Annotated in this window: 19 protein-coding genes; 15 read left to right on the top strand and 4 right to left on the bottom strand. The window is 61.9% G+C overall.

From position 1 onward, the window contains the following. Nucleotides 1-119: 119 nt before the first annotated feature. Entirely contained in the window at nucleotides 120-929 is an 810-nt protein-coding gene (locus D3M59_RS03550; RefSeq protein ID WP_119531636.1) for an arginyltransferase, read from the top strand. 217 nt (nucleotides 930-1,146) lie between these two features. Here D3M59_RS03550 and ctrA read toward each other — a convergent pair whose 3' ends face one another. Continuing rightward, nucleotides 1,147-1,857, bottom strand: coding sequence for a response regulator transcription factor CtrA (ctrA, locus tag D3M59_RS03545; RefSeq protein ID WP_119531634.1), 711 nt, complete (start codon nucleotides 1,855-1,857; stop codon nucleotides 1,147-1,149). A 197-nt stretch (nucleotides 1,858-2,054) separates the two neighbouring features. On the opposite strand from ctrA, the gene D3M59_RS12210 reads away from it, so the two are divergent. Genes D3M59_RS12210 through D3M59_RS03530 form a run of 3 tightly spaced genes read left to right on the top strand, consistent with a single transcriptional unit; the run spans nucleotide 2,055 to nucleotide 3,624 of the window. Then, complete coding sequence (locus D3M59_RS12210; protein ID WP_158581938.1) at nucleotides 2,055-2,738, top strand: RluA family pseudouridine synthase; 684 nt, start codon at nucleotides 2,055-2,057, stop codon at nucleotides 2,736-2,738. Then, nucleotides 2,720-3,145, top strand: a complete 426-nt coding sequence (gene arfB / locus D3M59_RS12205; RefSeq protein ID WP_233543119.1) for an alternative ribosome rescue aminoacyl-tRNA hydrolase ArfB — start codon at nucleotides 2,720-2,722, stop codon at nucleotides 3,143-3,145. The genes D3M59_RS12210 and arfB overlap by 19 nt, the downstream gene beginning before the upstream one ends. After that, on the top strand, nucleotides 3,145-3,624 hold the full coding sequence (locus D3M59_RS03530; RefSeq protein ID WP_119531630.1) for a GAF domain-containing protein: 480 nt from the start codon (nucleotides 3,145-3,147) through the stop codon (nucleotides 3,622-3,624). Before arfB ends, D3M59_RS03530 begins: the two co-directional genes overlap by 1 nt. Here the strand turns inward: D3M59_RS03530 and D3M59_RS03525 are convergent. Beyond that, nucleotides 3,621-4,079 (bottom strand): universal stress protein, encoded by a 459-nt coding sequence (locus D3M59_RS03525; protein WP_119531628.1) that lies wholly within the window; start codon nucleotides 4,077-4,079, stop codon nucleotides 3,621-3,623. The two genes, D3M59_RS03530 and D3M59_RS03525, sit on opposite strands and share 4 nt — an antisense overlap. A 133-nt stretch (nucleotides 4,080-4,212) precedes the next feature. Here D3M59_RS03525 and D3M59_RS03520 point away from each other — a divergent pair, with 133 nt between their 5' ends. The 7 genes from D3M59_RS03520 (at nucleotide 4,213) to D3M59_RS03490 (ending at nucleotide 10,616) form a co-directional block, all read left to right on the top strand. Next, nucleotides 4,213-5,520, top strand: coding sequence for a pyruvate dehydrogenase complex dihydrolipoamide acetyltransferase (locus tag D3M59_RS03520; protein ID WP_119531626.1), 1,308 nt, complete (start codon nucleotides 4,213-4,215; stop codon nucleotides 5,518-5,520). A 1-nt stretch (nucleotide 5,521) separates the two neighbouring features. After that, nucleotides 5,522-5,911, top strand: coding sequence for an acyl-CoA thioesterase (locus tag D3M59_RS03515; protein ID WP_233543118.1), 390 nt, complete (start codon nucleotides 5,522-5,524; stop codon nucleotides 5,909-5,911). Continuing rightward, the gene (lpdA, locus tag D3M59_RS03510; RefSeq protein WP_119531624.1) at nucleotides 5,904-7,316 is read left to right on the top strand and encodes a dihydrolipoyl dehydrogenase; all 1,413 of its coding nucleotides are present in this window, start codon (nucleotides 5,904-5,906) and stop codon (nucleotides 7,314-7,316) included. Before D3M59_RS03515 ends, lpdA begins: the two co-directional genes overlap by 8 nt. Next, on the top strand, nucleotides 7,313-7,525 hold the full coding sequence (locus tag D3M59_RS03505) for a hypothetical protein (RefSeq protein WP_199662356.1): 213 nt from the start codon (nucleotides 7,313-7,315) through the stop codon (nucleotides 7,523-7,525). The genes lpdA and D3M59_RS03505 overlap by 4 nt, the downstream gene beginning before the upstream one ends. A 9-nt stretch (nucleotides 7,526-7,534) precedes the next feature. Continuing rightward, nucleotides 7,535-8,821 carry a Xaa-Pro dipeptidase gene (locus tag D3M59_RS03500; RefSeq protein ID WP_119531622.1) on the top strand — a complete coding sequence of 429 codons (1,287 nt, stop codon included), beginning with the start codon at nucleotides 7,535-7,537 and terminating at the stop codon, nucleotides 8,819-8,821. A 25-nt stretch (nucleotides 8,822-8,846) separates the two neighbouring features. Beyond that, nucleotides 8,847-9,248 carry a cupin domain-containing protein gene (locus D3M59_RS03495; protein ID WP_119531620.1) on the top strand — a complete coding sequence of 134 codons (402 nt, stop codon included), beginning with the start codon at nucleotides 8,847-8,849 and terminating at the stop codon, nucleotides 9,246-9,248. Between the two features lie 78 nt (nucleotides 9,249-9,326). Next, nucleotides 9,327-10,616 (top strand): metal-dependent hydrolase family protein, encoded by a 1,290-nt coding sequence (locus tag D3M59_RS03490; RefSeq protein WP_233543117.1) that lies wholly within the window; start codon nucleotides 9,327-9,329, stop codon nucleotides 10,614-10,616. A 78-nt stretch (nucleotides 10,617-10,694) separates the two neighbouring features. On the opposite strand, the gene D3M59_RS03485 is transcribed toward D3M59_RS03490, so the two are convergent. Together D3M59_RS03485 and D3M59_RS12040 are read right to left on the bottom strand one after the other, a co-directional pair. Continuing rightward, nucleotides 10,695-10,919: a hypothetical protein gene (locus tag D3M59_RS03485; RefSeq protein WP_119531618.1), complete on the bottom strand. Its 225-nt coding sequence runs from the start codon at nucleotides 10,917-10,919 to the stop codon at nucleotides 10,695-10,697. Between the two features lie 161 nt (nucleotides 10,920-11,080). Beyond that, nucleotides 11,081-11,254, bottom strand: a complete 174-nt coding sequence (locus D3M59_RS12040) for a hypothetical protein (protein ID WP_158581937.1) — start codon at nucleotides 11,252-11,254, stop codon at nucleotides 11,081-11,083. On the opposite strand from D3M59_RS12040, the gene rpsL reads away from it, so the two are divergent. From rpsL to tuf, 4 genes are all read left to right on the top strand, one after another. Further along, a complete protein-coding gene (gene rpsL / locus D3M59_RS03480) occupies nucleotides 11,253-11,624 on the top strand; it encodes a 30S ribosomal protein S12 (RefSeq protein WP_037499777.1) in 372 nt (123 codons plus the stop codon). The genes D3M59_RS12040 and rpsL overlap by 2 nt on opposite strands. Nucleotides 11,625-11,682: 58 nt before the next feature. Further along, complete coding sequence (gene rpsG, locus D3M59_RS03475) at nucleotides 11,683-12,153, top strand: 30S ribosomal protein S7 (RefSeq protein ID WP_119531616.1); 471 nt, start codon at nucleotides 11,683-11,685, stop codon at nucleotides 12,151-12,153. 63 nt (nucleotides 12,154-12,216) lie between these two features. Continuing rightward, nucleotides 12,217-14,310 (top strand): elongation factor G, encoded by a 2,094-nt coding sequence (gene fusA / locus D3M59_RS03470; RefSeq protein ID WP_119531614.1) that lies wholly within the window; start codon nucleotides 12,217-12,219, stop codon nucleotides 14,308-14,310. 79 nt (nucleotides 14,311-14,389) lie between these two features. Further along, nucleotides 14,390-15,580, top strand: a complete 1,191-nt coding sequence (tuf, locus tag D3M59_RS03465; RefSeq protein WP_119531612.1) for an elongation factor Tu — start codon at nucleotides 14,390-14,392, stop codon at nucleotides 15,578-15,580. Nucleotides 15,581-15,615: the final 35 nt, after the last annotated feature.

Raw genomic sequence — 15,615 nt, 5'->3', positions numbered from 1 at the left:
TCCGTCCAGCAGCGGGACAGGTAGGTTCATTAACCCTCTTTTCCCGGCACAACCCCTTTTCATCAGCGTTTACCGGTCGCATAAAGAGTTTCGTAACCATTTTGCGGAGGCCGGCCAGGGTGAGCGCACCATTTCGCTTCCCTAAGTTCTTTGTCACCAACCCTTCGCCATGCCCATATCTTCCGGGCAAGGTGGAGCGGAAGGTGTTTACCGAACTGAATGGCCGCAACGCTGGTGAACTCAACGAAGCGCTAGGACGCATCGGTTTCCGCCGTTCGCAGTCCGTGGCATACCGCCCAAGCTGCGTCGATTGTTCGGCCTGCGTGTCGGTTCGGGTCCTGTCAGACCAATTCGCCCCCAACTCCACCCAGCGCAAGCTGATCCGCCGCCATGCGGACCTTGAGGTCAACGCCTGCCGTCCATGGAGTACGGACGAACAATATGAACTGCTGCGCAAATATCTTGGCGCCCGGCATCCCGGCGGCGGAATGGCTGAGATGGACGAGCATGATTATGCCGACATGATCGAGCAGACTCCGGTTCGCACCTATGTCATCGAATATCGCGAGCCGTCGGTTGACGGCCGTCCCGGCAAGCTGGTCGGCGCCTGCCTGAGCGACCAGCAGAGCGACGGCCTCAGCATGATCTACAGTTTCTACGATGTGGGCGAAGGGGCCCGCAAAGGCCTTGGCACCTACATCATCCTTGATCACATCGTGCGTGCCGCCCGCGCCGGCCTGCCGTTTGTTTACCTGGGCTATTGGGTCGAAGGGTCGGACCGAATGGCCTACAAGGCCAGCTTCAAGCCGATGGAGCGTCTCGGCCGCGATGGCTGGCGGCCGATGGGCGAGGCCGAAGCGGAGCCGCGTCCCGCGATGGCCGACCAATTACCTGCCCGCACTCCACGGCGAATCTTGGTTGACGCCTAGGGCTTCCTGCGGCTGCTTGTCTGCGGCTTGGCCATTTCTGTAACCATTTGCCGGAGGCTGCTTGCACCTTGCGTGCCGGCCCGGTTGAACCTCTGCATGTAGGTCAAATGGGCGTGCACGGTCGAACTGCCGTCCGCATGCCGTTCAGGTGATAGTCAAAGAAAAAGCGGCGGAGCTTTACCACCCCGCCGCCGTTCCGAAGCGCTACGAGTCAGGTTCAGGCGACTTGGGCTTCCGGCGTCACCACATCGCCTTCGGCGTCGCGCAGCACATAGCCGCGGCCCCAGACGGTTTCGATGTAGTTTTCACCGCCGCAGGCCAGCGCAAGTTTCTTGCGCAGCTTGCAGATGAACACGTCGATGATCTTGAGTTCCGGTTCGTCCATGCCGCCGTAAAGGTGGTTGAGGAACATTTCCTTGGTCAGCGTCGTGCCCTTGCGAAGCGAGAGGAGCTCCAGCATCGCATATTCCTTGCCGGTCAGGTGAACGCGCGCCCCGTCCACCTCGACTGTCTTCGCGTCGAGGTTCACGGCAAGCTTGCCGGTGCGGATGACCGATTGCGAATGGCCTTTCGAACGGCGGACAATCGCATGGATCCGGGCGATCAGCTCGTCGCGATGGAATGGCTTGGTTACATAATCGTCGGCGCCGAAGCCGAGCGCACGAACCTTCGAATCCATTTCGCCGATGCCCGACAGGATAAGCACCGGCGTCGAGACCTTAGCGGTGCGCAGCTTCTTCAGCACGTCATAGCCGTGCATGTCGGGCAGGTTCAGGTCGAGAAGGATGATGTCGTAATCGTACAGCTTGCCGAGATCGAGACCTTCCTCGCCAAGATCGGTGGTATAGACGTTGAAGCCTTCCGTGCCGAGCATCAGTTCGATGCTCTTGGCGATGGTCGCTTCGTCTTCGATCAGCAAAACCCGCATAGAAATTCCCCCGTTAGGCCGCCGATCAAACGCGCTTCCCGAAAAGGTTTCACGCGCTTAACGACGTCTAAGCGTCCATTAACCATGCGAGTTCTGACCTTAAAAGGTTAATAGTGCGTAAAACTTCGTAAATGGCAGCTATCGTTGCAGCGCTGCATCAGTGGACGAAAGCGCGCACGAGCGGCAAGGGAGCGGCAATGAAACTGCAAGACCGTGTCCTGTTCGTCGATGGCGAGGCCATCGTTATCGACAAGCCCGAGGGGCTGCCGGTTGATACCCCGCGAGCTGGAGGCGACAGCGTGGAGGCCAGACTGGGCGAGCTGAAGCTCGGCTTTCACCGGTTCCCCGCGCCGATGCACCGGCTGGACCGCGATACATCCGGCTGCTTGCTGCTGGCCCGAAACCCGAAGGCGCGCAGCCGTTTCCAGCAGGCTTTTGAGACGGGCGCCGTCTCGAAAAGCTACCTCGCAGTATTGGACGGTCCAGTCCAAGGCGACGAAGGCGTGATCGACCTGCCAATCGCGAAAGTGTCGAGTGCGGCCGGCGGATGGCGAATGGTCGTCGAGGAAAGCGGCAAGCGGGCGACGACCCGCTGGCGCAAGGTGGCCGAAGCGGAAGGCCAGACATTGGTGGAGTTTCGTCCGACGACCGGCCGGACCCACCAGATTCGCGTGCATGCAGCTCGCGGGCTTGGCGCGCCGATCTTCGGCGATCCGGTCTATTCGCTGCCCGACGGGGCGGAGTTGGGGACGATGACGCTGCCGGATTGCGGGATGTTGCTGCACGCCTGGCGGCTCGTCGTTCCGCGCGAGCCAAAGGAGCCGATCGACGTCACCGCCCCGGTTCCCGATCGCTTCGGCCGGTGGCTGGATTATCTGTGAAGCTTGAGGATGTTATCCTGCCCGAAGAGGCACTGAGTGAGAGATTCTTGGCTGCGACGGGGCCGGGGGGGCAGAACGTCAACAAGGTCGCCACGGCCTGCCAGCTGCGCGTTGATGTCTTCAAGCTGGGCCTGTCGCCCTATGCTTATGAACGGTTGAAGACGATCGCGGGGAGCAAGCTGACCAGCGGCGGCGAACTGATCGTTACCGCGCGCCGGTATCGAACCCAGGAGGCAAATCGCGAGGATGCGCGCCGGCGCCTTGCCGAAATGATTGCCGAGGCCCATGTGATCCAGGCTAGGCGCCGCCCGACCAAGCCATCGCGGGCCGCCAAGGCGAAGCGCGTCGATCAGAAGAAAAGCCGCAGCGCGGTGAAGGCCGGCCGCGGAAAAGTGAGTTGGGACTGATGTACGATTTCAAGATCGAGGCGGCCGAAAAGCCGACCCTTTACGCCGACTTGGCATCAGCCCTGGAAGGGCTGGTCGCGGGCGAGCCGGACGGGATTGCGAATATGGCGAACGCGTCGGCACTGCTGTGGGAAACGCTCCCCGACATCAACTGGGTGGGTTTTTACCGCAACGTTGGTGGCGAGCTGGTGCTCGGCCCGTTCCAGGGACGGCCCGCGTGCATCCGTATGACGTTCGACCAAGGTGTTTGCGGCGCGGCAGCCAGGACGCAACAGGTGCAGCGGGTCGAGGACGTCCACGCATTTCCTGGGCACATCGCCTGCGACAGCTCATCAAATAGCGAAATCGTCGTTCCGATCATCCGCGAAGGAGAGTTGCTGGCGGTACTCGACATCGACAGCCCGGAACACGCCCGGTTCGATGCAGAGGACGAAGCAGGCTGCGTTCGCATCGCCGAAATCATGGCGAAGGCGCTTTAGCTTAGCGCCTCGAGCTGTTCATCCGTCAGGCTGCCTGGAATAATCATCACCGGACAGGGGAGCTTGCCTGCGTCATTGCCGGTAAAGTCCGCGACGAGCGGTCCCGGACTGCCCGATGGGGCGGCGCCAAGCACCAGCGCGCCAATGTCGTCGCGAGTACCGACATAGCCGCGCACGGTCGAGACACGATCGCCCTGGCGGACGACGATCTGCGGCGTGATGCCCGCTGCGTCCATGATCTCGCCGACCGACGATGCTACGCTGGCCTCGATGCGCAGGCGCTGTTCTTCCTCGATCGCGGCTTGAACACCGCCCCACTGTACGAAATCCTGTGGTTCGACGACAGCCAGAACCTCCACGGCGCCATCGGTCTTGGCGGCGCGTCGCGCGGCAAAGCGGAGTGCCACCCGGGCCTCCGGGCTGTCGTCGACGACGACCAAATAGGTCCGCTTCATCCCAGTTTCCCCTTTTGGCCGCGAACGCTGCGCCAACTGGAGGGACGGAGCAAGCTTTTCCGCCGCGGCACTTGACCCCAATGGCTGCTTTGGCGTTTGTGCCCCGCGACTCTGTTTAGCCTTGAGAGATCCCATGTCGATCGAACTGAAGATGCCCGCCCTGTCCCCGACCATGGAGGAAGGAACCCTTGCGAAATGGCTGGTGAAGGAAGGGGACACGGTGTCGTCGGGTGATATCCTGGCGGAGATCGAGACCGACAAGGCGACAATGGAGTTCGAGGCGGTCGACGAAGGTACGGTTGCTAAAATCCTGGTGCCTGAAGGATCGGACGGCGTGAAGGTCGGAACGCCGATCGCCATTCTGGCGGGTGAAGGCGAGAGCGTCGACGCGCTAGCGCCCGCCCCGAAGGCCGAGGCCGCTCCGCCCCCGAAGGTCGAGGAACCGAAGAAGGTGGAGGCCGCACCGCCGGCCAAGGGCGGCGGCGAGACGCCGGCTGCTCCTTCCTCACTAGCGCCTCGTGCCGCGAAGGGAGGCGAAGCAGATCGCATCAAGGCGTCTCCGCTTGCCCGCCGGCTCGCGCAGGCGCAGGGGATCGACCTTGTGACGCTGAAAGGCACCGGTCCCGGTGGTCGCATCGTTCGCGCCGACCTTGGCGCGGCGGGTGGTGGTGCGTTGGCGAGGCCTTCGGCAAGCCAGGCAGGTGAACTGACGGCAGCCGCTGCGCCGCCTGCACAACCGTTCGAAACCGAAATCCCGCACGAGGCGGTCAAGCTCAGCAATATGCGCAAGACGATTGCGCGTCGCCTGACGGAATCAAAGCAGCAGGTTCCGCACATCTATCTGACGGTCGACGTTCGCCTTGACGCGCTCCTGAAGCTTCGTGGGGAGTTGAACGCGGGCCTCGCCAATCGCGGAGTTAAGCTGAGCGTCAACGACATGTTGATCAAGGCGCTCGCCCTGTCGCTGATCGAAGTGCCGGAATGCAACGTCAGCTTCGCCGGAGATACGCTGGTCAAGTACGGCCGCGCCGACATTTCGGTCGCGGTCAGTATCCCCAACGGCCTGATCACGCCCATTGTCGCCAATGCCGACGGCAAGGCGATTTCGGCAATCAGCAGGGAAATGACCGACCTCGCGCACCGTGCCAAGGAAGGGAAGCTGCAGCCGCAAGAATATCAGGGCGGCACGGCCTCGCTCAGCAACATGGGCATGTTCGGCATCAAGCAGTTTGAAGCCGTCATCAACCCGCCGCAGGGCATGATCATGGCCATCGGCGCGGGCGAGAAGCGGCCCTATGTCATCGACGACAGCTTGCAAATCGCGACGATCATGAGCGCCACCGGAAGCTTTGACCACCGCGCGATCGACGGCGCAGACGGCGCGCGCCTGATGAAGGCGTTCAAGGAGCTGTGCGAAAGCCCACTGGGGCTGGTGGCCTAGAATGCGGGATGAGCGGGTCCCCGCGATCCGCGTCACCGCCATGCCGTCGGACACCAATCCTTACGGCGGCGTATTCGGTGGCTGGTTGATGGGCCAGATGGGGCTAGCCTGTGGATCATTCGCCTCGCGGCACAGCGGCGGCAAGGCAATTCTCGTTGCGGCGGACGAACTTAGATTTCCTGGCGCCATGGCAGTGGGCGACGAGCTCAGCGTCTATGTTGATCTGTTGAAGCAGGGACGCACATCACTGCGGCTGAAGGCGGAGGCGGTCGCGCGGGAACGGGACGGAGACGTCGAGAAAATAGTCGCGGAGGGCGAGTTCACGTTCGTCGCGCTCGACCAGGACAATCGGCCGCGAGAAATTGCGGCGAAAGAGGGATGTAATGGCTGAAACTTACGACCTTATCGTGCTCGGCTCCGGCCCGGGCGGCTATGTCGCGGCAATTCGTGCGGCACAGTTGGGGCTGAAGACCGCAATCGTGGAGCGCGAGAATCTGGGTGGCATTTGCCTCAACTGGGGCTGCATTCCGACCAAGGCCCTGCTTCGATCGGGCGAAATGCTCCACCACATGCGGCACGCCGACAGCTTCGGGCTGGTCGCGGGCGAGGTGAAGCCCGACCTGCCCAAGATCGTCGCGCGCAGCCGCGGCGTCGCCAAGCAGCTGAACCAGGGCGTTACGCACCTGATGAAGAAGAACAAGATCACCGTTCACATGGGCGAGGGGACGATCACCGCACCGGGCAAGATGACGGTGACGGCCCAAGGCAAGAAGACCGATTTGGCTGCCAAGCACATCATCGTCGCCACCGGTGCCCGTGCCCGTGAGCTCCCGTTTGCGCAAAGCGACGGGAAGCGCATCTGGACCTATCGCCATGCGATGACCCCGCCGGAAATGCCGACCGAGCTGCTTGTCATCGGCTCCGGCGCGATCGGGATCGAGTTCGCCAGCTTCTACAACGATATCGGCGCCAAGGTGACGGTTGTAGAAATGCTGGATCGGGTCGTTCCGGTGGAGGATGCAGAGGTCAGCGACTTCCTCGCCAAAAGCTTGGCGAAGCAGGGGATGACGCTGCTGACCGGCGCAGGCGTCGAGAGCCTGAAGACCGATGCGCACGGCTTGGCCGCGAAGATCAAGACCAAGGACGGCAAGGTCGAGGACAAGCGCTTTTCGCACTGCATCGTCGCGGTCGGGATCGTTCCCAACACCGAGAACATCGGGCTGGAAAAGCTGGGCATCAAAACGACCAAGGGCCATATCGACACGGACGCGATGTGTCGCACCAACGTGCCGGGTATTTCTGCGATCGGCGACGTCACTGCACCGCCCTGGCTGGCCCACAAGGCGAGCCACGAAGGTATTATCGCGGTCGAGGCCATCGCTCAGGCGCTTGGCAACAAGGACGTGCATCCGCACGCGATGGACGCGCGCAATATCCCGGGCTGCACCTATTGCCATCCGCAGGTGGCCAGCGTCGGCATGACCGAGGCGAAGGCAAAGGAAGCGGGCTACGAGGTAAAGGTCGGGAAATTCCCCTTCATCGGCAACGGGAAGGCCATCGCGCTGGGGGAAGTCGAGGGCTTTGTGAAGACGGTGTTCGACGCGAAGACCGGCGAACTGCTGGGTGCGCACATGATCGGTGCCGAAGTGACCGAGCTGATCCAGGGCTATACCGTCGGCAAGCAGGCCGAGCTGGTCGAGCAGGACTTCATCAACACCGTCTATCCGCACCCCACGCTGAGCGAGATGATGCATGAAAGCGTCCTCGCCGCTTACGGCCGGGTGCTGCACATTTGACGCACGCCACGGGCACGCATCACTTCGTTCCCGATCCGCGCAACGCGGAGGTGTTGATCGACATCAACGGCACCCATGTGCCGCGGCCGCAGGCCAGCGTGTCGGTATTCGACAGCGGCTTCATGCTGGGCGACGGCGTATGCGAGGGCATGCGCGTCCATGGCGGGCGGTCGTCCAGATTACGACTATCTATCCCGATTTGCTGTTAGGAGTGCGCAATGAAGCATTTTGCCCAGTGCCTGTCCGCGTCCCTGCTGGCGCTTGCCACCCCGGCGGCCGCGGAGAAAGTGGTCGTCACCGCCGACCGCTATCTCGACGTTAACAGCGGGCGCTATGTCGAGCATCCGGCGATCTTCATCGGCGACGACGGCAGGATCAGTTCCATTGCCGACGCCCGTACCGTGCGCTGGGGCGCCGATGTCCGCCACGTCAACCTATCCGGCAAGACGCTGCTCCCCGGCCTCATCGACATGCATACTCACCTAGGGCCGGCCAATATCGGCGGATATCGATATCTGGAATATACGGACAGCTTTTGGCCCATGGCTGCGGTGGGGACCGCGCGGGCGATGCTGGACGGCGGTTTCACGACCATCCGGGTCGTCGGCTCGAGTCAGTGGATGGATGTCGGGCTAAAGCAGGCGATCGAGTCGGGTTATGCAGTCGGGCCGAGGATCGTGCCGGCCGGCTATTCTCTCGGCGCAACCGGCGGACATTGCGACGAGACGTTCCTTCCGCCCAGCCTTCAGAAGAAGGAAAAGGAGGAAGGTATCGGCGACACACCGGATGAGCTTAAGCACCAGGTCCGGCGCCAGCGGAAGTTCGGTGCGGAAGTCATCAAGGTATGCGCCACCGGCGGCGTCTTCTCTCGCGGGACGACGCCGGGCCAGCAGCAACTGACTGAGGCAGAGCTCAGAGCTATCGCCGACGAGGCCCATATGCAGGGTCTGCGCGTCGCGGCGCACGCGCATGGCGGCGAAGGGATCAAGGCAGCAATCCGTGCGGGCATCGATACCATTGAACATGCGAGCCTGGTTGATGCCGAAGGCATCAAGCTCGCTGTCAGCCGGAAGCGTCCCGTTTGGTTCGCGATGGATATCAAGAATACGGACTACACGCAGGCTGAAGGCCGCAAAAATGGCGAGCTGGAGGAGAATATCCGGAAGGATCGCGAGATCGGACAAATCCAGCGCGACAACTTCCGGCTGGCCCACCAATCGGGCGTACGAATGGTCTTCGCGTCGGATGCTGGGGTGATGCCCCATTCAATGGTCGGGCAACAATTCGCCATCATGGTGCAATATGGGATGACGCCGCTGGAAGCGATCCAGGCGGCGACCCGCAATGCAGCGCAGGCGCTTGGACGGGAAAGCGATGTCGGCGCCATTGCGGTTGGACGGTTCGGCGACCTTGTCGCGGTGACTGGCGACCCGACCCGCGACGTGCGGCTGCTTGAAAAGCCGGACGCGGTGGTGAAGGCCGGGGAACTGGTTCCGCGCAACTGAGGTTCAAGCGATCGAGGAGGGTCTTATGAAAGGCTATCACGACGACATCGAACAGCAGACAACCGGCAATTCCGATTTCCGGCGCGTCCTGTACACGGGTAACCACCTCCAACTGGTGCTGATGACGCTCCAGCCCGGGGGAGAGATTGGGTCCGAGGTTCACGAGGATCGCGACCAGTTCTTCCGCTTTGAGGAAGGCAAAGGGCAGGTCGATATCGATGACAACACATACGATGTCGTCGACGGCAGCGGCGTGATTGTCCCCGCTGGATCGCGCCATAACGTCCGAAACATTGGTGACGGCCCCCTGAAGCTTTACACGCTATATGGACCGCCTGAGCATAAGGACGGCATCGTCCAGTCGACGAAGGCCGAAGCGGAAGCGCGCCATCACGATGAAGAGTGGGACGGCGAGACGACCGAATAGCCTCACGATTTGCTTCGGCGATTGCGCGCCGGATTTTGCGCCCTAAGCTGCTTTTCAGACATTTTCGGGAGACAGAAATTGCGAAAGCTGGTGACGGGCGTGGCGCTGGCGGTTTTGATGGCGGCGGGGGCCGGGGCCGCTCCAACCTATATTCAAGCGGGGCGGCTGCTTGCCGTGCCGGGCAAGCCTGCCTTGGGGCCATCGACCATCATCGTCGACAATGGGCGCATCGTGGCGATCCGTGATGGTCATGTCGCCCCCGCCGAGGGCGGCGCACATCTGGTCGATCTTCGCAACCGAACAGTGCTGCCGGGACTGATCGATAGCCATGTCCACCTGTCATCGGATCGCGGAGGCGAGGCCGGGCTGGTTGCCTACATGCGCGAAGAGCCGCAGATGAACTCGCTGGAAGCGCAGTGGAATGGAATGAAGACGTTACGCGCGGGCTTCACTACGGTTCGCAACCTTGGTGATGAAGGCGCGACGCTGGCTCTCCGGGAGGCAATCAACCGGGGTTGGGTGCAAGGGCCCCGTATCGTGGATGCGGCAAGCAGCATTTCGACGACCGGCGGTCACATGGACGGGCGCGGTTCGCTCAACGATGCACTGGTCGCGCACCTGCCGGGTCCTGAAAACCTGTGCGATAGCGTTGAAACTTGCCGCCGTGTCGTTCGCCGTCAGATCGACCGTGGGGCAGATGTCATCAAATTTGCGACGACGGGCGGCGTCAACAGCGGGACGGGGCTTGCCACTCGCATGTACGAAGAGGAGGCCAAGGCGCTGGTCGATACGGCCCACGCCTATGGCCGAAAGGTCGCGGTTCACGCCCACGGCGCCGACGGAATCAAGCTGGCGGTCCGGGCCGGCGCGGATTCGATCGAGCATGGCACGGTGATGGACGAGGAGATTATTCGGCTGATGAAGGCGAAAGGCACCTATTATGTCCCGACGCTGTCGACCGTGAATGGTTATCTAGAACGTCTCGCGAAGGATCCCAACGCCTATGCGCCGGACGTGAAGAAGCAGATCGACTGGCGGATCGGGATTACCGGGCAGTCGCTCGCCAAAGCCTATCCTGCTGGCGTGAAGATTGCGTTCGGAACGGATGCAGGGGTCAGCAAGCACGGCCGAAACGCCGACGAATTCGAACTGATGGTCAAATATGGGATGCCGCCTGCCGAAGCAATCAAGGCCGCGACGGTTAACGCAGCTGACCTGTTGGGTCTGTCCCGCGAGATCGGAACAATCGAACCGGGTAAGAGCGCGGACATCATCGCGGTCGCGGGCAATCCGGTGCAGGATGTGAAACTGCTGAAATCCGTCGATTTCGTCATGGCCCGCGGGGAAATCGTCAAGGACTTGCGCTAGCACCGCAGCCAACGGCTCGTCGGACTGGGCGGGAGCGCGGCGGGGAAACTGGGCCGCGCCCCTGCTACCTCGCAGCCGCTATTTCTTCAGCACCTCGTCGATGTCGATGCCCTTTAAAGCCCATTCCTTCTTGGTGCGGCATTCTTCCCGGTTGAGGCGGCTGCCGGTGTCCTGCGCAAACCTGACGCAGTAAAGCTGTTGCGCCGTGGCATGCGTTTTCACGCCATTTTTCTGGTCCTGACTTGCGGCGGCCGGAGCGTTCGCCAAAGCGACGACGGTGAGGGCAAGAAGATATTTCATCATGACACTACTCCCCAGTTGAGGAGCGAAGACTGCCAAAGCGACAGGCGGCGCGCATCTGCCGTTCGACACGCCGCGACTATTCGTCGACCGAGCCGCTCTGTCGGTTCGTGGGGTCCGTTTGCCGCTCGTCGACGAGGGCAGGCCGTTGACCTGAAAGCCAATCACCCGTAATGGGCCGCTCGTCCGGCGGGCTGGCGATTCTTCGCATCTCCCCGGACAAGAGCTGAACATTGCTCCACGACGCGAAGGCTGGCGGCCATCAGGCTGACCGGATTTCGCGCTTTTGGCGCAAAGTAACCGCCGGATGTGCCGGCAACGAAAGGTGAAGGCTTCATGCCGACGATTAACCAGCTGATCCGCAAGGGTCGCGACCCGCAGAAGGCCAAGTCGAAGGTCCCTGCAATGGAACAGAACCCGCAGAAGCGCGGTGTCTGCACCCGTGTCTATACCACCACCCCGAAGAAGCCGAACTCGGCTCTGCGCAAAGTTGCCAAGGTCCGCCTGACCAACCAGCGTGAAGTCATTTCGTACATCCCGGGCGAGGGTCACAACCTGCAGGAGCACTCGGTGGTGCTGATCCGCGGTGGCCGTGTGCGCGACCTTCCGGGCGTGCGATATCACGTGCTTCGCGGTGTCCTGGACACGCAGGGCGTGAAGGACCGCAAGCAGTCGCGTTCGAAGTACGGCGCCAAGCGCCCGAAGTAAGCTGGATCGCCGGCCGCGCCGCCCATGCGCGAGCGCGCCGCTCTGAAAGGAATTTTCAATGTCCCGTCGTCGTCGCCCAGAAAAGCGCGTCATCCTGCCGGATCCCAAGTTCGGTGACCTGGTCCTGTCGAAGTTCATGAATTCGGTCATGCTTGACGGTAAGAAGTCGGTTGCCGAAGGCATCGTGTACTCGGCCCTCGACAGCGTCGAACAGCGCCTGAAGAAGGATCCGCTGTCGGTATTCCACGATGCGCTGAACAATGTGAAGCCGGGCATCGAGGTTCGCAGCCGCCGTGTTGGCGGTGCGACTTATCAGGTGCCGGTCGAAGTCCGCGCCGAGCGCGCCCAGGCCCTGGCCATTCGCTGGCTGATCTCGGCCGCCCGTGCACGTTCGGAGAAGACCATGTCGGGTCGCCTGTCAGGTGAGCTGATGGATGCTTCGCAGAATCGCGGCAACGCGGTGAAGAAGCGGGAAGACACGCACCGCATGGCCGAAGCGAACCGCGCCTTCAGCCACTACCGCTGGTAAATTTCGTAACTATATTCAGGGGGATCGGCTCGGCCGACCCCCTGCAAGCTCAAGGAATCTGAAATGGCCCGCAGCCATCCGCTCGACCGCTATCGCAACATCGGCATCATGGCGCACATCGACGCCGGCAAGACGACGACGACCGAGCGCATCCTTTATTATACCGGCAAGTCTTATAAAATCGGCGAAGTGCACGAAGGCACCGCGACGATGGACTGGATGGAGCAGGAGCAGGAGCGCGGGATCACGATCACGTCCGCCGCGACGACCTGTTTCTGGTCGGCTGAGGAGGGCAAGGGCCCTGAGCACCGCATCAACATTATCGACACGCCGGGCCACGTTGACTTCACCATCGAAGTCGAGCGTTCGCTGCGCGTCCTCGACGGTGCCGTGGCCTGCTTCGACGGCGTCGCCGGCGTCGAGCCGCAGTCGGAAACCGTGTGGCGCCAGGCCGACAAATATGGCGTGCCGCGGATGTGTTTCGTCAACAAGCTCGACCGCACCGGCGCCAACTTTGATTATTGCGTCCAGTCGATTATCGATCGCCTGGGCGCGCGTCCGGCCGTCCTGTATCTGCCGATCGGCATCGAGGGCGGGTTCAAGGGCCTGGTTGATCTGGTCGAGAACCGCGCGATTATCTGGCTCGACGAGAGCCTAGGCGCGAAGTTCGAATATCAAGACATTCCAGACGATCTGAAGGACAAGGCCGCCGAGGCGCGCACCAACCTGATTGAGCTGGCCGTCGAACAAGACGACGCCGCGATGGAAGCCTATCTCGAAGGCAATGAGCCTGACGTCGCCACGTTGAAGAAGTTGATCCGCAAGGGAACGCTCAACATGGCGTTCGTGCCGGTCGTTTGTGGTTCGGCGTTCAAGAACAAGGGCGTGCAGCCATTGCTTGACGCGGTTGTCGACTATCTGCCGAGCCCGCTCGACGTGCCGGCCATCAAGGGCATTCTGCCCAACGGCGACGAGGACTCGCGTCCGTCGGACGACAATGCGCCGTTTGCGGCCCTGGCGTTCAAGATCATGAACGACCCGTTCGTCGGCACGCTGACCTTTGCCCGCATCTACTCGGGCAAGCTCGAGACCGCCTCGCAGGTCATGAACAGCGTCAAGGACAAGAAGGAAAAGGTCGGCCGCATGCTGCTGATGCATGCGAACGAGCGTGAGGATATCCAGGTCGCCTATGCAGGCGACATCGTCGCGCTGGCCGGGCTTAAGGACACGACCACGGGCGACACGCTGTGTGCGACGAACGCCCCGATCATCCTTGAGCGGATGGAGTTCCCGGATCCCGTCATCGAGCTGTCGGTCGAACCCAAGACTAAGGCCGACCAGGAAAAAATGGGCGTGGCGCTCAATCGTCTCGCTCGCGAAGACCCGTCGTTCCGTGTTTCGACCGATCATGAATCAGGCCAGACAATCATCAAGGGAATGGGCGAACTCCACCTCGAGATCCTCGTCGACCGCATGAAGCGCGAGTTCAAGGTGGAAGCGAACGTCGGAGCGCCGCAGGTTGCTTATCGCGAATATCTCGCGAAGCCGGTAGAGCTTACCTACACCCACAAGAAGCAGTCGGGTGGTTCTGGCCAGTTCGGCGAAATCAAGATTGCGGTGCAGCCGGGCGAGCGTGGCTCGGGCTTCGTCTTCTCCGACGAGGTCAAGGGCGGCAACGTGCCGAAGGAATATATTCCTTCGGTCGAGAAGGGCCTTCGCGAAACCGCAGAAACCGGCTCGCTGATTGGATTCCCGATCATCGATTTCGAAGTCCGGTTGCTCGACGGAAAGTATCACGACGTTGACTCGTCGGCGCTGGCGTTCGAAATCTGCGCCCGCGGCGCGATGCGCGAAGTCGCCCAGAAGGCCGGCATCAAGCTGCTCGAACCGGTCATGAAGGTCGAGGTTGTCACCCCCGAGGATTATCTCGGCGACGTTATTGGTGACCTCAACTCGCGGCGCGGCCAGATTCAGGGAACCGACACGCGCGGCAATGCGCAGGCGGTCGAGGCCATGGTCCCGCTGGCGAATATGTTCGGCTATGTGAACCAGCTTCGCTCGTTCACGCAGGGTCGCGCGCAATATTCGATGCAGTTCAGCCATTACGACGAAGTGCCGCAGAACGTGGCCGACGAAGTGAAGGCGAAGCTGGCGTAAGCTGTGATTAGTCGCTAAGGGCGCGCTCGCACCGGGCGAGCGCCGCCCATTTACCAGAGAAGAAGAGAAGAGGCGTAAAATGGCGAAGGCAAAGTTTGAGCGGAACAAGCCGCACTGCAACATCGGCACCATCGGTCACGTCGACCATGGCAAGACGTCGCTGACCGCAGCGATCACCAAGGTTCTGGCTGAGACCGGCGGCGGCGTCGCGGTTGACTTCGCCAACATCGACAAGGCGCCGGAAGAGCGCGAACGTGGGATCACCATCTCCACTGCGCACGTCGAGTATGAGACCGCAGCGCGTCACTATGCGCACGTCGATTGCCCGGGTCACGCCGACTATGTGAAGAACATGATCACCGGTGCCGCCCAGATGGACGGCGCGATCCTGGTCGTGTCGGCCGCTGACGGTCCGATGCCGCAGACCAAGGAACACATCCTGCTGGCGAAGCAAGTGGGCGTTCCGACCATGGTTGTCTTCCTTAACAAGGTCGATCAGGTTGACGATCCCGAGCTGCTCGAACTCGTCGAACTGGAAATCCGCGAAGAGCTTTCGAAGCGTGACTTCGACGGTGACAATATTCCGATCGTTGCCGGGTCGGCTCTCGCCGTCCTCGAGGACCGCAATCCTGAAATCGGCAAGGAAGCCATCCTGAAGCTGATGGAAGCGGTCGATAGCTGGATTCCTCAGCCCGAGCGTCCGCTCGACAAGCCGTTCCTGATGCCGATCGAAGACGTGTTCTCGATCTCGGGCCGCGGCACCGTCGTGACCGGCCGCGTCGAAACCGGCGTCGTCAAGGTTGGCGAAGAAGTCGAAATCGTCGGCATCAAGGACACCAAGAAGACGGTCGTCACCGGCGTCGAAATGTTCCGCAAGCTGCTCGACCAGGGCGAGGCCGGCGACAACATTGGCGCGCTGATCCGCGGCGTCGGTCGTGAAGAAGTCGAGCGTGGCCAGGTCCTGGCCAAGCCGGGTTCGATCACGCCGCACACCGATTTCACCGCCGAAGTCTATGTCCTCTCGAAGGACGAAGGCGGCCGTCACACGCCGTTCTTCGCCAACTATCGTCCGCAGTTCTATTTCCGCACGACCGACGTGACGGGCGAGGTAGTTCTGCCGGAAGGCACCGAGATGGTCATGCCGGGCGACAACGTTTCGCTGACGGTGAAGCTGATTGCTCCGATCGCCATGGACCAGGGCCTGCGCTTCGCGATCCGCGAAGGCGGCCGGACCGTTGGCGCGGGGGTTGTCGGCAACATCACGAAGTAATATAGGGCGCGGGCCGCGCGATTCTCTGCAACGAG

The organism is Sphingomonas edaphi (assembly GCF_003583725.1).
Taxonomy (GTDB): Bacteria; Pseudomonadota; Alphaproteobacteria; order Sphingomonadales; family Sphingomonadaceae; genus Sphingomicrobium; species Sphingomicrobium edaphi.
This window is presented reverse-complemented; position numbering and strand designations above follow the sequence as displayed.

What these genes read in the sequence shown, in the direction of transcription:
- ctrA (WP_119531634.1), bottom strand. Translation starts at nt 1,857, where the DNA reads ATGCGGGTTTTGCTGATCGAAGACGAAGCGACCATCGCCAAGAGCATC.
- D3M59_RS12210 (WP_158581938.1), top strand. Translation starts at nt 2,055, where the DNA reads ATGAAACTGCAAGACCGTGTCCTGTTCGTCGATGGCGAGGCCATCGTT.
- D3M59_RS03530 (WP_119531630.1), top strand. Translation starts at nt 3,145, where the DNA reads ATGTACGATTTCAAGATCGAGGCGGCCGAAAAGCCGACCCTTTACGCC.
- D3M59_RS03525 (WP_119531628.1), bottom strand. Translation starts at nt 4,079, where the DNA reads ATGAAGCGGACCTATTTGGTCGTCGTCGACGACAGCCCGGAGGCCCGG.
- D3M59_RS03520 (WP_119531626.1), top strand. Translation starts at nt 4,213, where the DNA reads ATGTCGATCGAACTGAAGATGCCCGCCCTGTCCCCGACCATGGAGGAA.
- D3M59_RS03515 (WP_233543118.1), top strand. Translation starts at nt 5,522, where the DNA reads ATGCGGGATGAGCGGGTCCCCGCGATCCGCGTCACCGCCATGCCGTCG.
- lpdA (WP_119531624.1), top strand. Translation starts at nt 5,904, where the DNA reads ATGGCTGAAACTTACGACCTTATCGTGCTCGGCTCCGGCCCGGGCGGC.
- D3M59_RS03500 (WP_119531622.1), top strand. Translation starts at nt 7,535, where the DNA reads ATGAAGCATTTTGCCCAGTGCCTGTCCGCGTCCCTGCTGGCGCTTGCC.
- D3M59_RS03495 (WP_119531620.1), top strand. Translation starts at nt 8,847, where the DNA reads ATGAAAGGCTATCACGACGACATCGAACAGCAGACAACCGGCAATTCC.
- D3M59_RS03485 (WP_119531618.1), bottom strand. Translation starts at nt 10,919, where the DNA reads ATGATGAAATATCTTCTTGCCCTCACCGTCGTCGCTTTGGCGAACGCT.
- rpsL (WP_037499777.1), top strand. Translation starts at nt 11,253, where the DNA reads ATGCCGACGATTAACCAGCTGATCCGCAAGGGTCGCGACCCGCAGAAG.
- D3M59_RS12040 (WP_158581937.1), bottom strand. Translation starts at nt 11,254, where the DNA reads ATGAAGCCTTCACCTTTCGTTGCCGGCACATCCGGCGGTTACTTTGCG.
- rpsG (WP_119531616.1), top strand. Translation starts at nt 11,683, where the DNA reads ATGTCCCGTCGTCGTCGCCCAGAAAAGCGCGTCATCCTGCCGGATCCC.
- fusA (WP_119531614.1), top strand. Translation starts at nt 12,217, where the DNA reads ATGGCCCGCAGCCATCCGCTCGACCGCTATCGCAACATCGGCATCATG.
- tuf (WP_119531612.1), top strand. Translation starts at nt 14,390, where the DNA reads ATGGCGAAGGCAAAGTTTGAGCGGAACAAGCCGCACTGCAACATCGGC.